Raw genomic sequence first — 17766 nt, forward strand, 5'->3', positions numbered from 1 at the left:
CTGATCGCATGGCTGACTCCGAGTTCCTCCTCCCCGATGTCGGCGAGGGTTTGACCGAGGCTGAGATCGTGACCTGGAAGGTTGCGCCCGGCGATTCCGTCACCATCAACCAGGTGCTGGTGGAGATCGAGACGGCGAAGTCGCTCGTCGAGCTGCCGTCGCCGTTCGAGGGCACGGTCGGGGCGATCCTGGTCGAAGAGGGCCAGACGGTCGATGTCGGCACCCCGATCATCGTCGTGACGACGGGCGGAGCGGCCGGAGCCGCGCCCACGGTACCGAACGCGAGCGAGGAGGAGTCGGCGACGATCCTCGCGACCGCGGCGACCGTCGACCGCGAACCCGTCGAGGACAAGGCGCCGGCAACGCTCGTCGGGTACGGCAGTAAGGGGCACGCCGGGTCACGGCGTCGGCGGGTCGAGGCGAGCGGGTCATCCGCGCCCGCCCCCACGGCCCCGGCCCCCGTGACGACCGCTCCGGCCTCGGTGCCGGCGGCCGCGGCGGTCGGCGTGATCGCGAAGCCGCCGATCCGCAAGCTGGCCAAAGACCTCGGCGTCGACCTGACCACGGTCACCGGCACGGGCCTCGTGGGCGAGATCACCCGTGACGACGTGGTGCGCGAGGCGAAGCAGGCGAGCGTGTTCCGCAACATCGAGACCCCGGCGTGGTCGGATGAGCGCGAGGAGAAGATTCCCGTCAAGGGAGTGCGCAAGGCGATCGCGACCGCAATGGTGCAGAGCGCCTTCACCGCCCCGCACGTCAGCGTATTCGTCGACATCGACGCCACGCGCACCATGGAGTTCGTGAAGCGGCTCAAGGCCTCGACCGACTTCGCCGGAATCCGAGTCTCTCCACTCCTGATCGTCGCCAAGGCGCTCATCTGGGCGGTGCGGCGCAACCCGACCGTCAACTCCTCGTGGACCGACAAGGAGATCACGGTCCACCACTACGTCAATCTGGGCATCGCGGCCGCGACACCGCGCGGTCTGCTCGTGCCCAACATCAAGGACGCCCAGGAGCTGTCGCTGCTGGAGCTCGCCAAGGCGCTCGAGAACCTCACGATCACGGCGCGCGACGGCAAGGCGCAGCCCTCCGACATGGCGGGCGGCACCATCACCATCACGAACGTCGGCTCGTTCGGCATGGACACCGGAACGCCGATCCTGAATCCGGGCGAAGCCGCGATTCTCGCCATGGGAACGATCAAGCAGAAGCCGTGGATCGTGGACGGCGAGGTGCGCCCGCGGTTCGTCACGACCGTCGCGGGAAGCTTCGACCACCGAATCGTCGATGGCGACGTCGCCTCGCGATTCGTGGCCGATGTGGCGAGCATCCTCGAGGAGCCGGCGCTCCTGCTCGACTGAGGAGCGACCCCGCGACGCGGGGTTCACGTGAGACGCGTCTGGTCGCGTCGATGCTGCGGAGTGGCGCGTGGCACCTGCGCACCCTACTATTGATAACGAGTATCAATACCCTTCTCGTTTAGAAAGCTCATCATGAGCCCCTTCCCGCGTCTCCGCGCCCGCTCCCGGGTGCTTCCCGCAACCTTCGCCGCCGTCCTCCTCGCTTCCGCGCTCGCCGGCTGCAGCAGCTCCGCGGCTCCCCCGGACACTCGAATCCCGGTGGTCGCCTCCACGAACGTCTACGGCGACATCGCGATGGCGATCGGCGGATCGGCCGTGCGCGTCGACTCGATCATCGCCGACCCCTCGCAGGACCCGCACTCCTACGAGGCCGACGCGCGCGTGCAACTCGCGCTGTCGCGCGCGACGCTCGTCATCGAGAACGGTGGCGGCTATGACGACTTCGTCGACACCCTGCTCCGCGGCGCAGCCAACACGCAGGCGACCGTGCTGAACGCCGCCGATATCTCGGGCTACGACCAGCACCCCGCGGGTGGCGATTTCAACGAGCACCTCTGGTACGACTTTCCCACGGTGGCGAAGGTCGCCGCACGGATCAGCGCGGAACTGACCCGGATCGACCCGTCCCGCGCGTCGTCCTTCGCGACCCGTCTTGCCGCGTTCGATGCGAAGCTGGCGACGCTGCGCGCCGCGGAGGCCGCGGTCGCGGCGACCGCCCGGGGCACGGGCGTGGCGATCACCGAACCGGTGCCGCTGTACATGCTGGAGGCCATGGGCCTGGTCGACCGCACCCCGGAGGGCTTCAGCGCGGCGATCGAACAGGGCACCGACGTCTCCCCCGCCCTCCTGCGCCAGACGCTTGCGCTCTTCAGCGGTCACCGGGTGGCACTGCTCGCCTACAACGCGCAGACCTCGAGCGTCGAGACCGACGCGGTGACGCGGGCCGCGAAGGCCGCGGGCATCCCGGTCATCGCGGTGTATGAGACGGTGCCCGCGGGCGTCGACTACCTCGGCTGGATGACCCGCATGGTCGACCAGATCGCGAAGGCGGTGCAGTGATGGCCGCGCCAGTGCTCGAATTGACGGATGCCCGCCTCCGCTACGGCGACCGCGAACTCTGGTCCGGCCTCGACCTCCAGGTGCGCGCGGGCGAATTCCTGGCAGTGATCGGCCCGAACGGCACCGGCAAGACGAGCCTGCTGCGCGCGATCCTCGGGCAGGTGACCCTGACCTCCGGGCGTATCGAGCTGCTCGGACAGCCTGTCGGACGCGGAAACGACCGCATCGGCTACGTGCCCCAGCAGAAGCCGCTCGATCAGGGCACCCCCATCCGCGCCCGGGATCTCGTCGCCTTCGGGGTGAACGGTCGGCGCTGGGGTCTCCCCCACCTCTCCCCCGCCGAGCGACGGCGGGTCGACGAGGCTCTCGACGCGGTGGGCGCGACCGCCTACGCGAAGGCGCCCGTCGCCTCCCTCTCCGGCGGCGAGCAGCAGAGGGTGCGCATTGCGCAGTCCGTTGTCGGCAATCCCGCCCTGCTGCTGTGCGATGAGCCGCTGCTCTCGCTCGACCTCGCCCACCAGCGCGCGGTCAGCGAGCTCATCGACGAGCAGCGCCGCCGCATCGACACCGCGGTCGTCTTCGTGACTCACGACGTGAACCCCATCCTCGGGATGGTCGATCGGGTGCTCTACCTCGCGGGGGGACAGTTCCGTGTGGGCACCCCCGACGAGGTGCTGCGCTCGGAGGTGCTGAGCGAGATGTACGGAACGACCGTCGACGTGTTCCACAGCCGAGGCCGCATCATCGTGGTCGGCGGGCCCGAGGGCAGCGAGGCGCACGCCCACCACATCGACGAGGAGAAGCACGCATGAGCGGGTCGGACGTGTGGTCGCAGATCTTCGACTTCAGCGACTACGGCGCGCTCCTCGTGCTCGTGCACAATTCGATTCTGGCGGGGGCCCTCCTGGGCGTCGTCGGCGGGTTGATCGGCGTCTTCGTGATGACGCGAGACCTCGCCTTCGCCGTTCACGGCATCAGCGAGCTCTCGTTCGCGGGTGCGGCGGCCGCACTCCTGCTGGGCGCGAACGTCGTGGCGGGCTCCGCCGCCGGCTCGCTGCTGGCCGCCCTCATCATCGGCATCCTCGGTGCGCGGGCGCGTGAACGCAACTCGATCATCGCCGTGCTCATGCCCTTCGGTCTCGGCCTCGGCATCCTGTTTCTGGCGCTGTATCGAGGGCGCAGCGCCAACAAGTTCGGCCTGCTCACCGGCCAGATCGTGTCGGTGGATGACCCGCAGCTGCTGACCCTCGTCATCGTGTCCATCGTGGTGGTGGCGGCGCTCCTCGTCATCTGGCGTCCACTGACCTTCGCGAGCGTGGATGCGGAGGTCGCCACGGCCCGTGGGCTGCCGGTGCGCACGCTGTCGATCGTGTTCATGGTCTTGCTCGGCCTCGCGGTGGCCGTGTCGATCCAGGTGGTGGGCGCGCTTCTCGTGCTCTCGCTGCTGGTCACTCCCGCCGCGGCAGCGATGCGGGTGACGGCATCGCCCCTCGTCACGCCCCTGCTCAGCGTGGCGTTCGCGGTGACCTCGGTCGTCGGCGGGATTCTGCTCGCCCTCGGCGGTGGGCTGCCCATCAGTCCGTACGTCACGACGATCTCCTTCGCGATCTACCTCATCTGTCGCGTGGTGGGCGCCCGGAGAGATGTCTCGGGTCGGAGCGACCGCCGGGGACGAGCGGAGGCCGCCTCGCTAGGATTTCGGCCATGAAGCGCAACACGTGGCAACGTGAGGCGGTGCGCGACGCCCTCACCTCATCGGAGGGATTCGTGAGCGCCCAGGCGCTGCATACGGCGCTTCGGGAGGCGGGCTCGCCGATCGGGCTCGCCACGGTCTACCGCGCGCTCGCCGACCTCGCGGTCGAGGGCGATGCGGACTCCCTCCAGCAGGAGGGCGAGAGCCTCTATCGGGCGTGCACTCCGAACAGCCACCATCACCACCTGATCTGCCGCAGCTGCGGGCTGACGGTCGAGATCGAGGCGGATGCCGTGGAGGCCTGGGCCGCATCCGTCGCCGAATCGCATGGATTCACCCAGCCGAGCCACGTCGTGGACGTCTTCGGGCTGTGCGCGGCTTGCACCATCGCGCGTACTCCCGTAACGTAGACCCTTGGTCAGGCGGCCTACCCGCCTGCTTTGTGCGCCAATCCACCTTTCGCGAGTCTGTCGTGGATTCTGTGCGTGCCGACAAGAGATCTTGGGTGGGGCATTTCGCCCCACGGTAACTTGAGGAGAGTCATGGCAGCCGTATGCCAGGTGACAGGAGCCGTTCCCGGTTTCGGTCACAACATTTCGCACTCGCACCGACGCACCAAGCGTCGTTTCGACCCGAACATCCAGAAGAAGACGTACTTCGTGCCGTCGCTTCGTCGTAACGTCACCCTGACGCTCAGCGCCAAGGGAATCAAGGTCATTGACGCTCGTGGCATCGAGTCGGTCGTCAAGGATCTGCTCGCTCGTGGGGAGAAGATCTAATGGCCAAGCAGCAGGACATCCGTCCCATCATCAAGCTCCGCTCCACCGCGGGCACCGGGTACACCTACGTGACCCGCAAGAACCGCCGCAACGACCCTGACCGTCTCGTGCTGAAGAAGTACGACCCCGTCGTGCGCAAGCACGTCGAATTCCGCGAGGAGCGCTAAACACATGGCCAAGAAAAGCAAGATCGCCAAGAACGACCAGCGCGCGGTCATCGTTGCGCGTTACGCCGCCAAGCGTCTCGAGCTCAAGAAGGCGCTCGTCGACCCGAACGGCACCGACGAGTCCCGCGAGGCCGCCCGCGTCGGCCTGCAGAAGCTCCCGCGCGACGCGTCGCCGGTGCGTCTGCGCGGTCGCGACGCCATCGACGGTCGCCCCCGCGGATACCTCAGCCAGTTCGGCGTCTCCCGTGTTCGCTTCCGCGACATGGCTCACCGAGGCGAATTGCCCGGTATTACCAAGTCAAGCTGGTAGGTTCGAGGCGGTCTCACAGCGCCTCGGCCTGTGAGACGGTTACCGTTTGCTCTAATTGCACAAGGTCCGAGGAGGACAACTCATGGCTGACAAGTCACTGAACCGTACCGAGCTGGTGGCAGCTGTCGCTGCCGAGTCCGGCCAGAGCCAGGCCGCCGTCAACGGCGTTCTCGACGCTCTTTTCTCCACCCTGTCCACCTCGGTGGCCCAGGGCACCAAGGTCACCATCCCGGGCTGGCTCGCGGTTGAGCGCACCCACCGTGCGGCTCGTGCCGGTCGCAACCCGCAGACGGGCGAGGCGATCCAGATCGCAGCGAGCAACGGCGTCAAGATCAGCGCCGGTAGCAAGCTGAAGGCTGCCGCCAAGTAGTCTCCACGCTTCACTGATCGAGGGGGTGCGACCGAATGGTCGTCGCCCCCTCGTTCATGTCGTGCCCAGCCGCCCTCGCCTAGGCTGAAGCGGTGCTCCGACTTTCTCGCGTCGCGGGCCCGGCAGCGCTCCTGCTGGCCTCCTTCGCCGCCCTCCTCGCCGCATTGGCGTACGGCGGAGGCGCGAACGCGGGCCTCGCGCTCGATCCCGGCGCCGTGGTGCGGTACGGGTTGCCCATCGCAAAGATGCTCGTCAACCTGGCGGTGGCCGGCACCCTCGGCTCCCTCGTGCTCGCCGCCTTCGCTTTCGACGCCGACCGCCCCGAGTACGGGCGGGCCCTCGACGTCGCCGCGGCCTCCGCCGCGGTGTTCACCGTGGCGGCCACCGTCACCGGATTCTTCACCTTCATGAGCGTCTCGGGGCAGACGTTCAGCGTCGGTGCCCAGTTCGGAGACGTGCTCTCCACCTTCGTGACCGGCTACTCGATCGGGCAGGCGTGGCTCGCCACGACCCTCATCGCGGCCGTGCTCACTGTGCTCTGCTTCGCCGTGCGGAATCAGGGCGTCATCGCCCTCCTGGTGATCGCGACGGCGTTCGGGCTCGTGCCGATGGCGCTGCAGGGTCACGCGGGCGACAGCTCGAGCCACGACGCGGCGACCACCTCGATCTGGCTGCACATCGTGTTCGCGGCGGTGTGGCTCGGGGGACTGCTCACGGTCATCCTGTCTCGGTCGACGCTGGAGTCGGGGCGGATCGGGCCGGTGCTGGAGCGCTACTCGACGCTCGCGCTCATCTCCTTCGTCGTGGTCGCGGTCTCCGGCTACGTGAACGCCGAGATCCGCATCATCACGCTGCCCAATCTGTTGACCCCCTACGGGATCCTCGTGCTCGTGAAGGTCGCGGCGATCGGGGCGCTCGGCCTCTTCGGTCTCGTGCAGCGGCGATTCCTCGTGGGGCGGATCACGGCGAATCCCACGGGGCTCCGTCGCTACTTCTGGTGGCTGATCGCCGCGGAACTCGCGTTCATGGGGCTCGCAGAGGGCACCGCGGCAGCGCTCGCGCGGACCGCCGACCCCAAGATCATCGACCGGGTGTCGCAGATCGCGAACCCGACACCGGCCGAGGTGCTCACCAATCGACCGCTCCCACCGCTGCCGAGCTTCGCGAACTACCTGACGCAGTGGAACATCGACCTGCTGTGGTTTCTGGTGTGCGGCTTCGGCATCTTCTTCTACCTCGCGGGCGTGGTGCGGCTGCGCCGGCGCGGCGACCGCTGGCCGGTGTACCGCACGGTGCTCTGGGTGGCCGGCCTGCTGGGCCTGTTCTGGATCACGAGCGGCGGCGTGAACGTCTACCAGGAGTACCTCTTCAGCGCTCACATGCTCGGCCACATGCTGCTCGCCATGGCCATTCCGCTGCTGCTGGTTCCCGGGGCGCCGATCACCCTCGCGCTGCGCGCCATCCGCAAGCGCGACGACGGCAGCCGCGGCGCACGCGAGTGGATCCTGCTGCTCGTGCACTCGCGGTACTTCGCGGTACTCGCCAACCCGATCGTCGCGGCGGTGCTCTTCGCCGGGTCGCTCATCGTCTTCTACTACACGCCGATCTTCAGCTGGGCGACGACCGACCATGTGGGCCACGAGTGGATGATCATCCACTTCCTGCTCACCGGGTACCTGTTCGTGCAGGCGCTCATCGGTGTGGACCCCTCGCCGTACCGGGCGCCGTACCCCATGCGACTGATCATCCTGCTCGGAACGATGGCGTTCCACGCGTTCTTCGGGCTGACCCTGATGACGGGCTCGGGGCTGCTGCTGGCCGACTGGTACGGCGCGATGGGCTGGGGGGCGGCCATCCCGGCGCTGTCGGACCAGCAGACCGGGGGAGGGATCGCCTGGAGTATCGGTGAGATCCCGACGATCTGCCTCGCCATCGCGGTGGCGATCATGTGGAGCCGGAACGACGCGAAGGAGTCGAAGCGGTACGACCGCAAGGCCGACCGCGACGGCGACGCCGAACTCGAGGCGTACAACGCGATGCTCGCCAAGCGGGCGCGGCAGACGACGGGACGCTAGGGCGCGTTGATCTCGCGGATCGTGAGCTGGTCATCCGCCGAGACCGTGATGGCGTAGGAGACGTCGAACGGCACATCGCGGTCGAAGGTGTTGATCGAGCCGTCGTAGAGGGACTGCACTTTGACCTTCAGGTGAGCGGCGGCCCCGGTGGTGGGCACGAGCCACTTGCCCACCGAGCGCCCGGGCACGATGGTGACGGAGGGGTAGCGTGAGATGGTCCAGCGGGGGAGGCTGTCGACGCGGTTGTCGAAGGTCTTGCCGAACGGGCAGGCGGTGGGGAGGAGCACCTGCTGCGTGGCGCACTGCGCGAGGTAGCCGTGCAGCTCGTGATTCACCTGGGCGACGAACGCCGTGTTCGCCTGCACATTGACCTGCACGGGAGTGACGGAGCCGGGCTGGGTGATCGGGACGGTCACGCGCGACGCGGTGAGATAGGTCGACACGTGGTCGAAGACGTAGGCGCCGGGGGAGAACACGACGTAGGGCGCGGAGGCGGCCGCGCTGGAGGCCGAGCTCGTGATCGGCAGTCCATTCACGCGGAAGCGCGTGTCGTGGAGCACCGTCACCGACACCGTGGCGAGCGGCGAGCTCGCGAAGCGCCACTGCGGGAAGAGGCCGAGGAAGGCGCCCGACTGCTCGACCCGAAAATGGGTGGTGGCGGGTGCGCCGTTCAGCCGCAGCGAGAAGGCGACGTCGTGGATTCGGCCGGCCACCGCATCCGGGCTGTCATGGCGGATGCTCGTGATGGTGCCGAGCGCGCTGGCCGACAGCAGGTCGGTCGGCACCCCCTTGGGCGCGCTCACCCCCGGCATCTCGCTCGCCGTCGTGGCGTCGTGGCGGGCGAGGGCGTCGAGGTAGCTGCGCGCGAACCCCTGCGCGCTGTACACCGTCGCGTTCAGACTCGCGACGGTGATCGCGAAGGCGATGAGCAGGAGAGCGAAGGCGACCGTCCAGAGTACGAGGGCGCGCTTCATGCCCACATCCTACGGTCGGGTGCTGGGCTCCCGCGGGCGGCGGGTCGGTCGGGCGGTGGAGGCGGGCGCGTGGCGAGCCGCGGGCGCGGGTAGCCTTGTGGGGTCCGTTTCGATCCCGGGGAGGCCACGTGTCTGACATCGCGCTCTCGCCGGAGCAGCAGGCGGTGTTCGACGCGATCGAGACGACGCGGGAGAACATCTTCGTCACGGGTCGGGCGGGCACGGGCAAGTCGACTCTGCTGAACCACCTCTCGTGGAACACATCCAAGCAGATCGTCATCTGCGCGCCCACCGGGGTCGCCGCGCTCAACGTGGGCGGCCAGACGATCCACTCGCTGTTCCGCCTGCCGATCGGCGTGATCGCCGATCACGAGATCGAGCAGAGCAACGAGTTGCGCAAGCTTCTCGGCACGATCGAGACGGTCGTCATCGACGAGGTCTCCATGGTGAACGCCGACCTGCTGGACGCCGTGGATCGGAGTCTGCGTCAGGCGCGGGCGCGCCCGCGCGAGCCGTTCGGCGGGGTGCAGATCGTGCTCTTCGGCGACCCGTATCAGCTCGCCCCGGTGCCGGGCGACGGCGACGAGCGCGCGTATTTCGAGGACCAGTACCGCTCGATGTGGTTCTTCGACGCGAAGGTCTGGAGCCAGACCGACCTGCTCATCTACGAGCTCTCGACGATCCACCGTCAGCACGAGGACGAGTTCAAGTGGATGCTCAACGCGGTGCGACACGGTCGCGTGACCGCCGAGATCGCGGCGCGCCTCAACGAGATGGGCGCGCGTCCCGCACCCACGGACGGCACGATCACGCTCGCGACGACGAACGCGACCGTCACGCGTATCAACGCGACCCAGCTGGCGCGCCTCCCCGGTCGGGTGCGCACGGCCCGGGCAGACCTGAGTGGGGAGTTCGGCGGCCGCTCCTATCCCGCCGACGAGGCGCTGGAGTTGAAGGTGGGCGCCCAGGTCATGTTTCTGCGGAACGACTCGGATCAGCGCTGGGTGAACGGCTCGATCGGAACCGTGACCAAGATCGATTCGACGGTCTGGGTGGAGGTCGACGGCGAGCAGCACGAGGTGCAGCCGGCCGTGTGGGAGAAATACAGATATTCGTACTCTCCACTAACCAAATCGCTGAAGAAGGACATCGTCGCCGAGTTCACGCAGTTTCCGCTGCGTCTCGCCTGGGCCGTCACCATCCACAAGTCGCAGGGCAAGACCTACGACAGCGCGATCGTCGACCTCGGCACGCGGTCGTTCGCACCCGGCCAGACCTATGTGGCGCTCAGCCGGATCAGCCGGCTCGACGGGCTCTATCTGTCACGCCCCTTGCGTCCCTCCGACATCATCGTCGACGAGAACGTGCTGCGGTTCATGTCGCGCGCGGCGCCGATTCCCGCGATCGAGGCGTAGCGGGCGGGGTCGGCGCGACGCGCTGACCGGGACGCGCCGCGGGCGCGGGGTGCGGGGGAGCAGCGGGCGGGCTCAGTGACCGGCGTGCGGGTCATCCAGCACGAAGGCGGGCCCGCCGTGATGGTGGGCGTGCTGACCGGCCTGCGTGCTCGCGAGTGCCGGAGTCGTGAGCGTGCCGACGAGCAGGGCGCCGGCGAGGAGTCCGAGAAGATACCGTCCGGCGGGGAGTTCGCGGCCGTGCGCTGCCGGGTCGGCGCCGCGCCGCAGTGCGATGGCGAGCGCGAGTGCCACGGCGAGGTCGAGGACGCTCGCGATGCCCATCGGAATGAAGCCGAGGGGCGAGGCGAGGTCGGGCCGCACGAACACGGTCGACAGCGTGACGAGGATCGCCCAGCCGAGCACGGGCAGGAGAGCCGAGAACAGGACGGCCCGCGGCCGTGCGATCCGCCCCCGCGCCAGGACGAGCGCGCCCCAGGCCGTCTCGAGGGCTCCGACCGCCAGGAGCGCGAGCGCCACGGGGAGGGGAGAGCTGATCACGAGGGCGAGGTGGATGATCCCCGCTCCGATGGCCGCGAAGGCCAGCCAGGTTCTCATGATGGTGGACACGGCTGCTCTCCCCTCCGCTTCGGCGTTCGTCGTCAGACCGCGGCGCGGCTGCGCTTGTCGGCTCCCAGGCCGACGGCGAGGAGCACGATCGCGCTCGCGAAGTGCAGCACGTTGTCGGCCGCGTTGAGCGCGAGGATGTTGAGCGACGACCCGACGAGGAACAGTCCGAGGATGCCCACGAGCAGGTAGACCGCGCCCACCGTCGTGTTGAGCCCCTTCGCCGCGGGCACGCTGGCGAGGCCGGCGATCAGCAGCGCCGCACCGATCAGCAGGTGGACGATGTTGTGCAGGATGTTCACCTCGAAGATTCCGAGGATGAGGCCGCCCTGGGTCGCGAGGAACCCGACGCCGCCGGTGTAGGCGAAGCCGAGCAGGCCGACGAGCAGGTAGACCGCGCCGAAGATGACGGCGAGCAAGCGGTTGGGTGAGCTGGACATGGTGTTGCCTCCTCCTGATGGCGAACCCGTGTTCGCCGTTGTACTGGGTGTTCGTTCTGCGACGGCTGGACGATTGGTGAGCGTTCCGCTCGGCGAGATCGACGATTTTGTGCCATTCGACGTGCGGTTCGCGCCCCAGTGCGGGGGTGCGAGCGAGTCCGGGGGTCAGCGCGGCCCGGAGGCGGGCATCCTTGAGACATGCCGATCGTTCCTGAGACCAAGAGCTGGACCTGGGTGCTGGAGCGCCCCTGCCCCGAGTGCGGCTTCGACGCCGCCTCCTTCGCGGCGACCGACGTGGCCGGGATGCTCCGCGCTACGGCCGCCCGCTGGCCCGCCGTGCTCGCCCGCCCCGAGGTGCGCGTGCGCCCGGACGACGCGACGTGGTCGCCCCTGGAGTACGGCGCACATGTGCGGGACGTGATGCGGATCTGCCGCTACCGCCTGACGCTCATGCGCACGGAGGACGACCCCGCGTTCCCGAACTGGGACCAGGACGAGACGGCGGTGGCCGAACGGTACGACCTTCAGGACCCCGCGACGGTCGCCGCCGAGATCGCCGAAGCGGCTGCCGCCCTCGCCGCCGATCTCGATGAGGTCGCCTCGGCGGGGGAGACCGTGTGGTCGCGGCCCGGGCGCCGGAGCGACGGCGCCGCGTTCACGGTCGAGTCATTCGCGAAGTACTTCATCCACGACGTGGTGCATCACCTGTGGGACGTGCGCGGCTAGTCGAGCAGGTGCTTCACCAGGAAGTTCGCGGTACGCGCGAAGGCCAGTTCGGCTGAGCGCGGCGCGAACTTGCCCTGGATGTCGGCGTTGGCGAAGGAGTGCACCGTGTCGACGTACCGGTACTCGGTGACAGGGGTGCCGTGCTCGCGGAGGCGGTCGATGAACGACTCCGGCGTCTCGTCGGCCTCCCACTCGTCGAACTCCGCGAACTGCAGCAGCACGGGGGAGGGGATCACGCCGTGGTCGCGCGGCGCGAGGGTGGAGTAGTAGGCGACCACCGCATCCTCTGACCCGCCCTGGGCGTGCAGCAGAGCGATCCACCCGCCCATCGAGAACCCGACCACGCCCACGCGACTCGAGCCCTCCGCGCGCGCGGTCGCGATCACGTCGTCGAGCTCGGCGAGGGCGACCCCGACGCTCAACGAGGTCATGAGGCCCTCCGCCTCGGCGTCATCGAGCGTCGCGACGCCCGAGTAGAGGTCGGGGATGACCACCCGGAAGCCCTCGCGCACCAGACCCTCGCCCAGCGCCACGAGCCCCGGCAGGCGGCCGTACCAGTCGTGCACGAGGATCACGAGCGGGTCGCCGGGCCGGCCGAAGCTGAGCGGCTGACCGGGGGAGGGGATCGGGATCAGGTGGTCGGCCATGAGCCACAGAATAGGCGGTGGTCGCGGGGGAGCCGGGTGCCCGCGCCGTGCTCAGGCGGAGTCGCGCCAGACGATCTCGGTGTCGAGCAGCGTTCCCCCGCTCGGCGGCTCGGCACCGGCGAGTTGGTCGAGCACCTGCTGGGCGGCTCGGCGTCCCAGCGCGTCGGCGGGCTGACGCACCGTGGAGAGCGCGGGGGTGCAGCGGAGGGCCCAGGAGCTGTCGTCGAAGCCGACGATGCCGATGTCCCCGGGCACGGAACGACCCCACTCGCGCAGCACGTCCATGGCCCCGGCCGCCACCGCGTCGCTCGCGGCGAAGACGCCGTCGATGTCGGGGGCGCGCTCGAGGAGTTCGCGCATGCCGTCCACCCCCGTCTGGTAGCTGTAGAGCGGGTACCGCACGACGAGGTCGGGGTCGAAGGCGTCGCCGAGCGCGAGGGTGAAGCCGGAGAGGCGGTCGCTGCCCGAGTCGCGGTCGAGGGCTGCGGCGATCATCCCGATGCGGCGCCGGCCCGTCGCCATGAGGCGCTCGGTGATGCCCCGGGCGGCCGCCGTGTTGTCGATGCCGATGAAGGGCACGTCGGGGGTGTCGGTGGGGTGGCCGACGAAGGCGGCCGGGATGCCCAGCTGCGCGATCGCGAGCGCGATGGGGTCGCCCGACCGCGCCGACAGGATGATCGCCCCATCGACGAACCCGCCGCGAAGGTACTCGGCCACCCGGTCGCTGTCGCGCTGCGAGTCGAGGATGAGGGTCACCATCTGGTAGTCGGCCTCGGAGAGCACGGCGTTGGTGCCGAGCAGGATATTGCCGATGTTGGGGTCTTCGAGCACGAGCGAGTGCGGCTCGTGCACGACGAGCGCGACCGCGCGCGAGCGCTGGGTGACGAGGTTGCGGGCGGCGGTGTTGCGCACGTAGCCGACCTCTTTGACGGCGGCCTCGACGGCGACGCGGGCCTGGTCGGAGACGTAGCGCTCGCCGTTGAGCACGCGCGAGACCGTTCCCCGGGAGATGCCGGAGACGCGGGCCACGTCGTGGATGGTCGCCCGCCTGGGTCGTGTGGAATCCCGGGCCATAGGCCCACTTTAGCGGCGCGCCCGAGGCCCGTTCCGACGCTGTCGCAGAAATAGTTTTGACAAGATCGCGCTCGTGTGTTTACTCTGGGAACGTTCACAGAAAATCCCTTCGATCACTCGTGGGGGAGTGTCTGTGAACCTTCACAGACGGCGGGCGGCGACGCTCCCCGTCCGATCGCCGACCGTCCGCACGCCAATGAAGTCGAGGCCCCCAGTGACCCTGCCCCTGATCGCGCCGAACAGCCCTCTGGGCCTCGGCACCGACGGACTGGTCTTCGGCTGCGACTACAACCCCGAGCAGTGGGATCGTGCCGTCTGGTACGAGGATGTCCGGCTCATGCGCGAGGCGGGCGTCAACCTCGTCGCCATCAACGTCTTCGGCTGGTCGCACATCGAGCCGCGCAACGGCGAGTTCCGCTTCGACGACCTCGACGAGATCATCGAGCTGCTGCACGCGAACGGGATCGGCGTCAACCTGGGCACCGGCACCTCGTCGCCCCCGCCGTGGCTCAGCACCGAGCATCCCGAGATCCTGCCCCAGGTGGCCGACGGCACCACGCGCTGGCCCGGTGGCCGACAGGCCTGGTGCCCCAGCTCGCCGGTGTTCCGCGAGTACGCGCTGCGCCTCGTGGCCGCCACGGCCGAGCGCTACGGCAGCCACCCCGGCGTGCGCCTCTGGCACGTCTCCAACGAGCTCGGCTGCCACAACGCGCTGTGCTACTGCGACGTCTCGGCGGCGGCGTTCCGGCGCTGGCTCCGCGACCGCTACGAGACCATCGAGCGCCTCAACCACGCCTGGGGCACGGCCTTCTGGAGCCAGCACTACGCCGGTTGGAACGAGATCCTCCCGCCGCGGGCGACCCTCTCCTTCATCAACCCCTCGCAGACGATCGACTTCGCCCGCTTCAGCTCGGATGAACTCCTCGACTACTACCGCGCCGAAGCCGCCGTACTGCGCGAGCACAGCGAACTGCCCGTCACCACCAACTTCATGGTCGCCGCGCACATCCGCACCCAGGACTACTGGCGCTGGGCCGGCGAGATGGACGTGATCGCGAACGACCACTACCTCGACCACCGCCTGCCCGTGCCGCACCTCGAGCTCTCCTTCGCCGCCGACACGACCCGCGGGCTCGCGGGCGGCGACGCGTGGCTGCTCATGGAGCAGGCCACGAGCGCCGTCAACTGGCAGCCGCACAACATCGCCAAGGCTCCCGGCGAGATGCTGCGCAACTCCCTCACCCACGTGGCGCGCGGTGCCGACGGCGTCTGCTTCTTCCAGTGGCGCGCCTCGCTGCGCGGCACCGAGAAGTTCCACTCGGCCCTCCTGCCGCACGCCGGGGTGAACTCGCGCGTCTGGGGCGAGGTCACCGAGCTCGGCGCGGTCATGCAGCGCATGCGCGAGGTCGCCGGAAGCCGCGTGCAGTCGGATGTCGCGCTCGTCTTCAGCTGGGAGTCCTGGTGGGCGACCGACCTGGAGGCCCACCCCTCCGGAGACGTGAAGTACCTGGAGCAGGTGCACGCGCTCTACGAGTCGCTGTGGGCGAGCGGGGCGACGGTCGACATCGTCGCGCCCGGTGCCTCGCTCGACGGCTATCGGCTCGTGGTCGTGCCGAGCCTCTACCTCGTGAGTGACGAGGACGCGGCCGTCATCGACGCCTACGTCGCCGCGGGCGGACACGCCCTCATCAGTTTCTTCAGTGGCATCGTCGACGAGCACGACGCCGTGCGCCCCGGGGGCTACCCCGGCGCGTTCCGCGCGCTGCTCGGCGTGCGCACCGAAGAGTTCTACCCGATGGTCGACGGGCGGACCATCGCGCTGGACGGCGGCGGGCGGGCATCCCTGTGGAGCGAACTGCTCCACCTGGAGGGTGCCGCCGCCGTCGTTCGGTATGCCGAGGGGCCGCTCGCGGGCATCCCCGCCGTCACCCGCAACGACCACGGCGATGGGGTGGGCTGGTACCTCGCCACCGCACTCGCGCCCGCCGAGCTGGAGTCGATCATGCGCCGCGCGCTCGCCGAGTCGGGAGCCACCACGGTCGCCGCCATCGGCGAGGGCGTCGAGGTCGTGGTCCGGCAGTCGGATGACCACCGGTACGTCTTCGTCATCAACCACAACGACCACGAGATCGAGCACCGCTACGCGGGCGTCGACCTCGTCGGCAGAGCCACGCAGTCCGGCGTCTCGCGTCTCGCCGCCGGGGCCGTGCACGTCATCAGGCAGGACAGGGAGAGATCATGAGCAGTGTCGCCACGGGCGTGCGCAATGTCGCGCCGTCACGCAGCAAGAAGAGGGGAGGGCTGAGGAACAAGAGGGCGGTGTTCCTGCTCATCGCGCCGTTCGGCGTGCTGTTCCTGGCCTTCTACCTCGTGCCGATCATCTACGCGGTCTGGGAGTCGCTGCAGGTGATCCACCGCGACGGCACCTTCGGGGCGCCGACGCTCGTCTTCGGCGGCCTGAGCCAGTACGCGCTGGTGTTCCAGAACAGCGACTTCTGGGCATCCGTCGGACGGGTGCTGCTCTTCGGAGTGGTGCAGGTGCCGGTGATGCTCGGCCTCGCGCTGCTGTTCGCGCTCCTCTTGGACTCGCCGCTGCTGCGCGGCAAGCGCTTCTTCCGCCTCGCGTTCTTCGCGCCCTACGCGGTGCCGGGCGTGATCGCGGCGATCATGTGGGGCTACCTGTACTCGCCGAGCCTCTCGCCGTTCAAGCTCCTCACCTCTCAGGTGGACCTGCTCTCGGGCGGCACCGTGCTCTGGTCGATCGCCAACGTCGTCACCTGGGTCTACGTGGGCTACAACATGCTCATCATCTACTCCTCGCTGCTCGCGATCCCCACGGAGATCTACGAGGCGGCCCGGCTCGACGGCGCGGGACAGTTCCGCATCGCCTGGTCGATCAAGATCCCGCTCATCGCGCCGGCCCTCGTGCTGACCGCGGTGTTCTCGATCATCGGCACCCTGCAGCTGCTCACCGAGCCGGAGGTCTTCAAGCAGTTCAGCTCGACGATCTCCAGCACCTACACGCCGAACCTGCTCGTCTACTCGACGGCGTCGGTGCCGAACGTCAACCTCGCGGCGGCCTTCTCGGTCGTGCTCGCGATCGCCACGTTCATCCTCTCCTTCGTGTTCCTCCGTCTCACCCAGCGAAAGGCGGTGCAGGCATGAGCGCTGCCGCCCTGACCGGCCGCGGTCGCGGACCCCGCGAGGGCATCATCTCGCGCGGCGCCGCCATGCTCATCATGGGCGTGTTCACGCTCTACTTCCTCATCCCCGTGTGGTGGCTGCTCATCTCGTCGACGAAGACGCTCGGCAACTTCAACCGCACCTTCTCGCTCTGGTTCACGCCCACCTCGCTCAGCGACTTCGCCGCCAACATCGGCTCGCTGTTCACCTACGGCGGCGGTCTGTTCCCGCGCTGGATGCTCAACAGCATCGTGTATGCGACGGTGGCCGGTGGTCTCGGCACGATCCTCGCGGCGATGTGCGGCTATGCCCTGAGCAAGTACGGTTTCAGAGGGCGCGAGGCGATCTTCAACACGATCCTCGGCGGCGTGCTCGTGCCGGCGACCGCGCTCGCCCTGCCGCTGTTCCTCATCTTCAGCCAGGTGGGTCTGACGAACACCTTCTGGGCGGTCTTCCTGCCCAGCCTGGTGAGCCCCTTCGGCGTGTACCTGAGCCGCATCTACGCGGCCTCGAGCGTGCCCGACGAGATCATCGAGGCGGCCCGGATCGACGGCTCGGGTGAGATCCGCACCTTCTTCACGGTCGCGATCCGATTGATGTCGCCCGCGCTGGTCACGATCTTCCTGTTCCAGTTCGTCTCCATCTGGAACAACTTCTTCCTGCCGCTCATCATGCTGCGCGACCAGTCGCTCTTCCCGGTCACGCTCGGTCTCTACAACTGGAACTCGCAGGTCAACACCTACCCGGATCTGCGAACCCTCGTCCTGGTCGGCGCCTTCGTGTCGATCATCCCGCTTCTCGTGGCCTTCCTCAGCCTCCAGCGTTTCTGGAGGAACGGGTTGGGCGCGGGGGGCCTCAAGTAACACGCACCATCCCTCACCGATAGGAAA

20 protein-coding genes are annotated in these 17766 nt (G+C 68.7%); 15 read left to right on the forward strand and 5 right to left on the reverse strand.

From position 1 onward, the window contains the following. Window positions 1-8 precede the first annotated feature (8 nt). The 10 genes from G3T37_RS10530 to G3T37_RS10575 all read left to right on the forward strand — a co-directional run bounded on the left by G3T37_RS10530 (window position 9) and on the right by G3T37_RS10575 (window position 7814). Window positions 9-1361, forward strand: a complete 1353-nt coding sequence (locus G3T37_RS10530; protein ID WP_163473859.1) for a dihydrolipoamide acetyltransferase family protein — start codon at window positions 9-11, stop codon at window positions 1359-1361. 132 nt (window positions 1362-1493) lie between these two features. Further along, a complete protein-coding gene (locus G3T37_RS10535) occupies window positions 1494-2420 on the forward strand; it encodes a metal ABC transporter solute-binding protein, Zn/Mn family (RefSeq protein ID WP_163473860.1) in 927 nt (308 codons plus the stop codon). Then, window positions 2420-3232, forward strand: a complete 813-nt coding sequence (locus G3T37_RS10540) for a metal ABC transporter ATP-binding protein (RefSeq protein WP_163473861.1) — start codon at window positions 2420-2422, stop codon at window positions 3230-3232. Before G3T37_RS10535 ends, G3T37_RS10540 begins: the two co-directional genes overlap by 1 nt. Beyond that, a complete protein-coding gene (locus G3T37_RS10545) occupies window positions 3229-4128 on the forward strand; it encodes a metal ABC transporter permease (protein ID WP_163473862.1) in 900 nt (299 codons plus the stop codon). Before G3T37_RS10540 ends, G3T37_RS10545 begins: the two co-directional genes overlap by 4 nt. After that, the gene (locus tag G3T37_RS10550; RefSeq protein WP_163473863.1) at window positions 4125-4523 is read left to right on the forward strand and encodes a Fur family transcriptional regulator; all 399 of its coding nucleotides are present in this window, start codon (window positions 4125-4127) and stop codon (window positions 4521-4523) included. The genes G3T37_RS10545 and G3T37_RS10550 overlap by 4 nt, the downstream gene beginning before the upstream one ends. A 132-nt stretch (window positions 4524-4655) precedes the next feature. After that, a complete protein-coding gene (gene rpmB / locus G3T37_RS10555; RefSeq protein ID WP_055857759.1) occupies window positions 4656-4892 on the forward strand; it encodes a 50S ribosomal protein L28 in 237 nt (78 codons plus the stop codon). Then, entirely contained in the window at window positions 4892-5059 is a 168-nt protein-coding gene (rpmG, locus tag G3T37_RS10560) for a 50S ribosomal protein L33 (RefSeq protein ID WP_163473864.1), read from the forward strand. The genes rpmB and rpmG overlap by 1 nt, the downstream gene beginning before the upstream one ends. Before the next feature lie 4 nt (window positions 5060-5063). Continuing rightward, the gene (gene rpsN / locus G3T37_RS10565) at window positions 5064-5369 is read left to right on the forward strand and encodes a 30S ribosomal protein S14 (protein ID WP_163473865.1); all 306 of its coding nucleotides are present in this window, start codon (window positions 5064-5066) and stop codon (window positions 5367-5369) included. Window positions 5370-5451: 82 nt separating this feature from the next. Next, window positions 5452-5739 (forward strand): HU family DNA-binding protein, encoded by a 288-nt coding sequence (locus tag G3T37_RS10570; protein WP_163473866.1) that lies wholly within the window; start codon window positions 5452-5454, stop codon window positions 5737-5739. 92 nt (window positions 5740-5831) lie between these two features. Beyond that, the gene (locus G3T37_RS10575) at window positions 5832-7814 is read left to right on the forward strand and encodes a cytochrome c oxidase assembly protein (protein ID WP_163473867.1); all 1983 of its coding nucleotides are present in this window, start codon (window positions 5832-5834) and stop codon (window positions 7812-7814) included. On the opposite strand, the gene G3T37_RS10580 is transcribed toward G3T37_RS10575, so the two are convergent. Next, window positions 7811-8788 carry a hypothetical protein gene (locus G3T37_RS10580; RefSeq protein ID WP_163473868.1) on the reverse strand — a complete coding sequence of 326 codons (978 nt, stop codon included), beginning with the start codon at window positions 8786-8788 and terminating at the stop codon, window positions 7811-7813. The two genes, G3T37_RS10575 and G3T37_RS10580, sit on opposite strands and share 4 nt — an antisense overlap. Before the next feature lie 128 nt (window positions 8789-8916). On the opposite strand from G3T37_RS10580, the gene G3T37_RS10585 reads away from it, so the two are divergent. After that, window positions 8917-10203 (forward strand): AAA family ATPase, encoded by a 1287-nt coding sequence (locus G3T37_RS10585; protein ID WP_163473869.1) that lies wholly within the window; start codon window positions 8917-8919, stop codon window positions 10201-10203. Between the two features lie 72 nt (window positions 10204-10275). On the opposite strand, the gene G3T37_RS10590 is transcribed toward G3T37_RS10585, so the two are convergent. Together G3T37_RS10590 and G3T37_RS10595 are read right to left on the reverse strand one after the other, a co-directional pair. Continuing rightward, window positions 10276-10809 (reverse strand): hypothetical protein, encoded by a 534-nt coding sequence (locus G3T37_RS10590; RefSeq protein ID WP_163473870.1) that lies wholly within the window; start codon window positions 10807-10809, stop codon window positions 10276-10278. 32 nt (window positions 10810-10841) lie between these two features. Beyond that, window positions 10842-11246, reverse strand: a complete 405-nt coding sequence (locus G3T37_RS10595; protein ID WP_163473871.1) for a DUF4383 domain-containing protein — start codon at window positions 11244-11246, stop codon at window positions 10842-10844. Window positions 11247-11444: 198 nt separating this feature from the next. Between G3T37_RS10595 and G3T37_RS10600 the strand changes: the two genes are divergently transcribed. Continuing rightward, a complete protein-coding gene (locus G3T37_RS10600) occupies window positions 11445-11972 on the forward strand; it encodes a DinB family protein (RefSeq protein WP_163473872.1) in 528 nt (175 codons plus the stop codon). Here the strand turns inward: G3T37_RS10600 and G3T37_RS10605 are convergent. Together G3T37_RS10605 and G3T37_RS10610 are read right to left on the reverse strand one after the other, a co-directional pair. Continuing rightward, complete coding sequence (locus G3T37_RS10605; RefSeq protein WP_163473873.1) at window positions 11969-12619, reverse strand: dienelactone hydrolase family protein; 651 nt, start codon at window positions 12617-12619, stop codon at window positions 11969-11971. The genes G3T37_RS10600 and G3T37_RS10605 overlap by 4 nt on opposite strands. A 51-nt stretch (window positions 12620-12670) precedes the next feature. Continuing rightward, the gene (locus G3T37_RS10610) at window positions 12671-13693 is read right to left on the reverse strand and encodes a LacI family DNA-binding transcriptional regulator (protein ID WP_163473874.1); all 1023 of its coding nucleotides are present in this window, start codon (window positions 13691-13693) and stop codon (window positions 12671-12673) included. Window positions 13694-13889: 196 nt separating this feature from the next. Here G3T37_RS10610 and G3T37_RS10615 point away from each other — a divergent pair, with 196 nt between their 5' ends. Genes G3T37_RS10615 through G3T37_RS10625 form a run of 3 tightly spaced genes read left to right on the forward strand, consistent with a single transcriptional unit; the run spans window position 13890 to window position 17739 of the window. After that, entirely contained in the window at window positions 13890-15935 is a 2046-nt protein-coding gene (locus G3T37_RS10615; protein ID WP_163473875.1) for a beta-galactosidase, read from the forward strand. Next, complete coding sequence (locus G3T37_RS10620) at window positions 15932-16858, forward strand: carbohydrate ABC transporter permease (protein WP_163473876.1); 927 nt, start codon at window positions 15932-15934, stop codon at window positions 16856-16858. Before G3T37_RS10615 ends, G3T37_RS10620 begins: the two co-directional genes overlap by 4 nt. Beyond that, window positions 16855-17739, forward strand: coding sequence for a carbohydrate ABC transporter permease (locus tag G3T37_RS10625; RefSeq protein ID WP_206673816.1), 885 nt, complete (start codon window positions 16855-16857; stop codon window positions 17737-17739). The genes G3T37_RS10620 and G3T37_RS10625 overlap by 4 nt, the downstream gene beginning before the upstream one ends. Window positions 17740-17766 lie beyond the last annotated feature (27 nt).

This window comes from Galbitalea soli (assembly GCF_010686725.1).
GTDB classification, from domain to species: domain Bacteria; phylum Actinomycetota; class Actinomycetes; order Actinomycetales; family Microbacteriaceae; genus Galbitalea; species Galbitalea soli.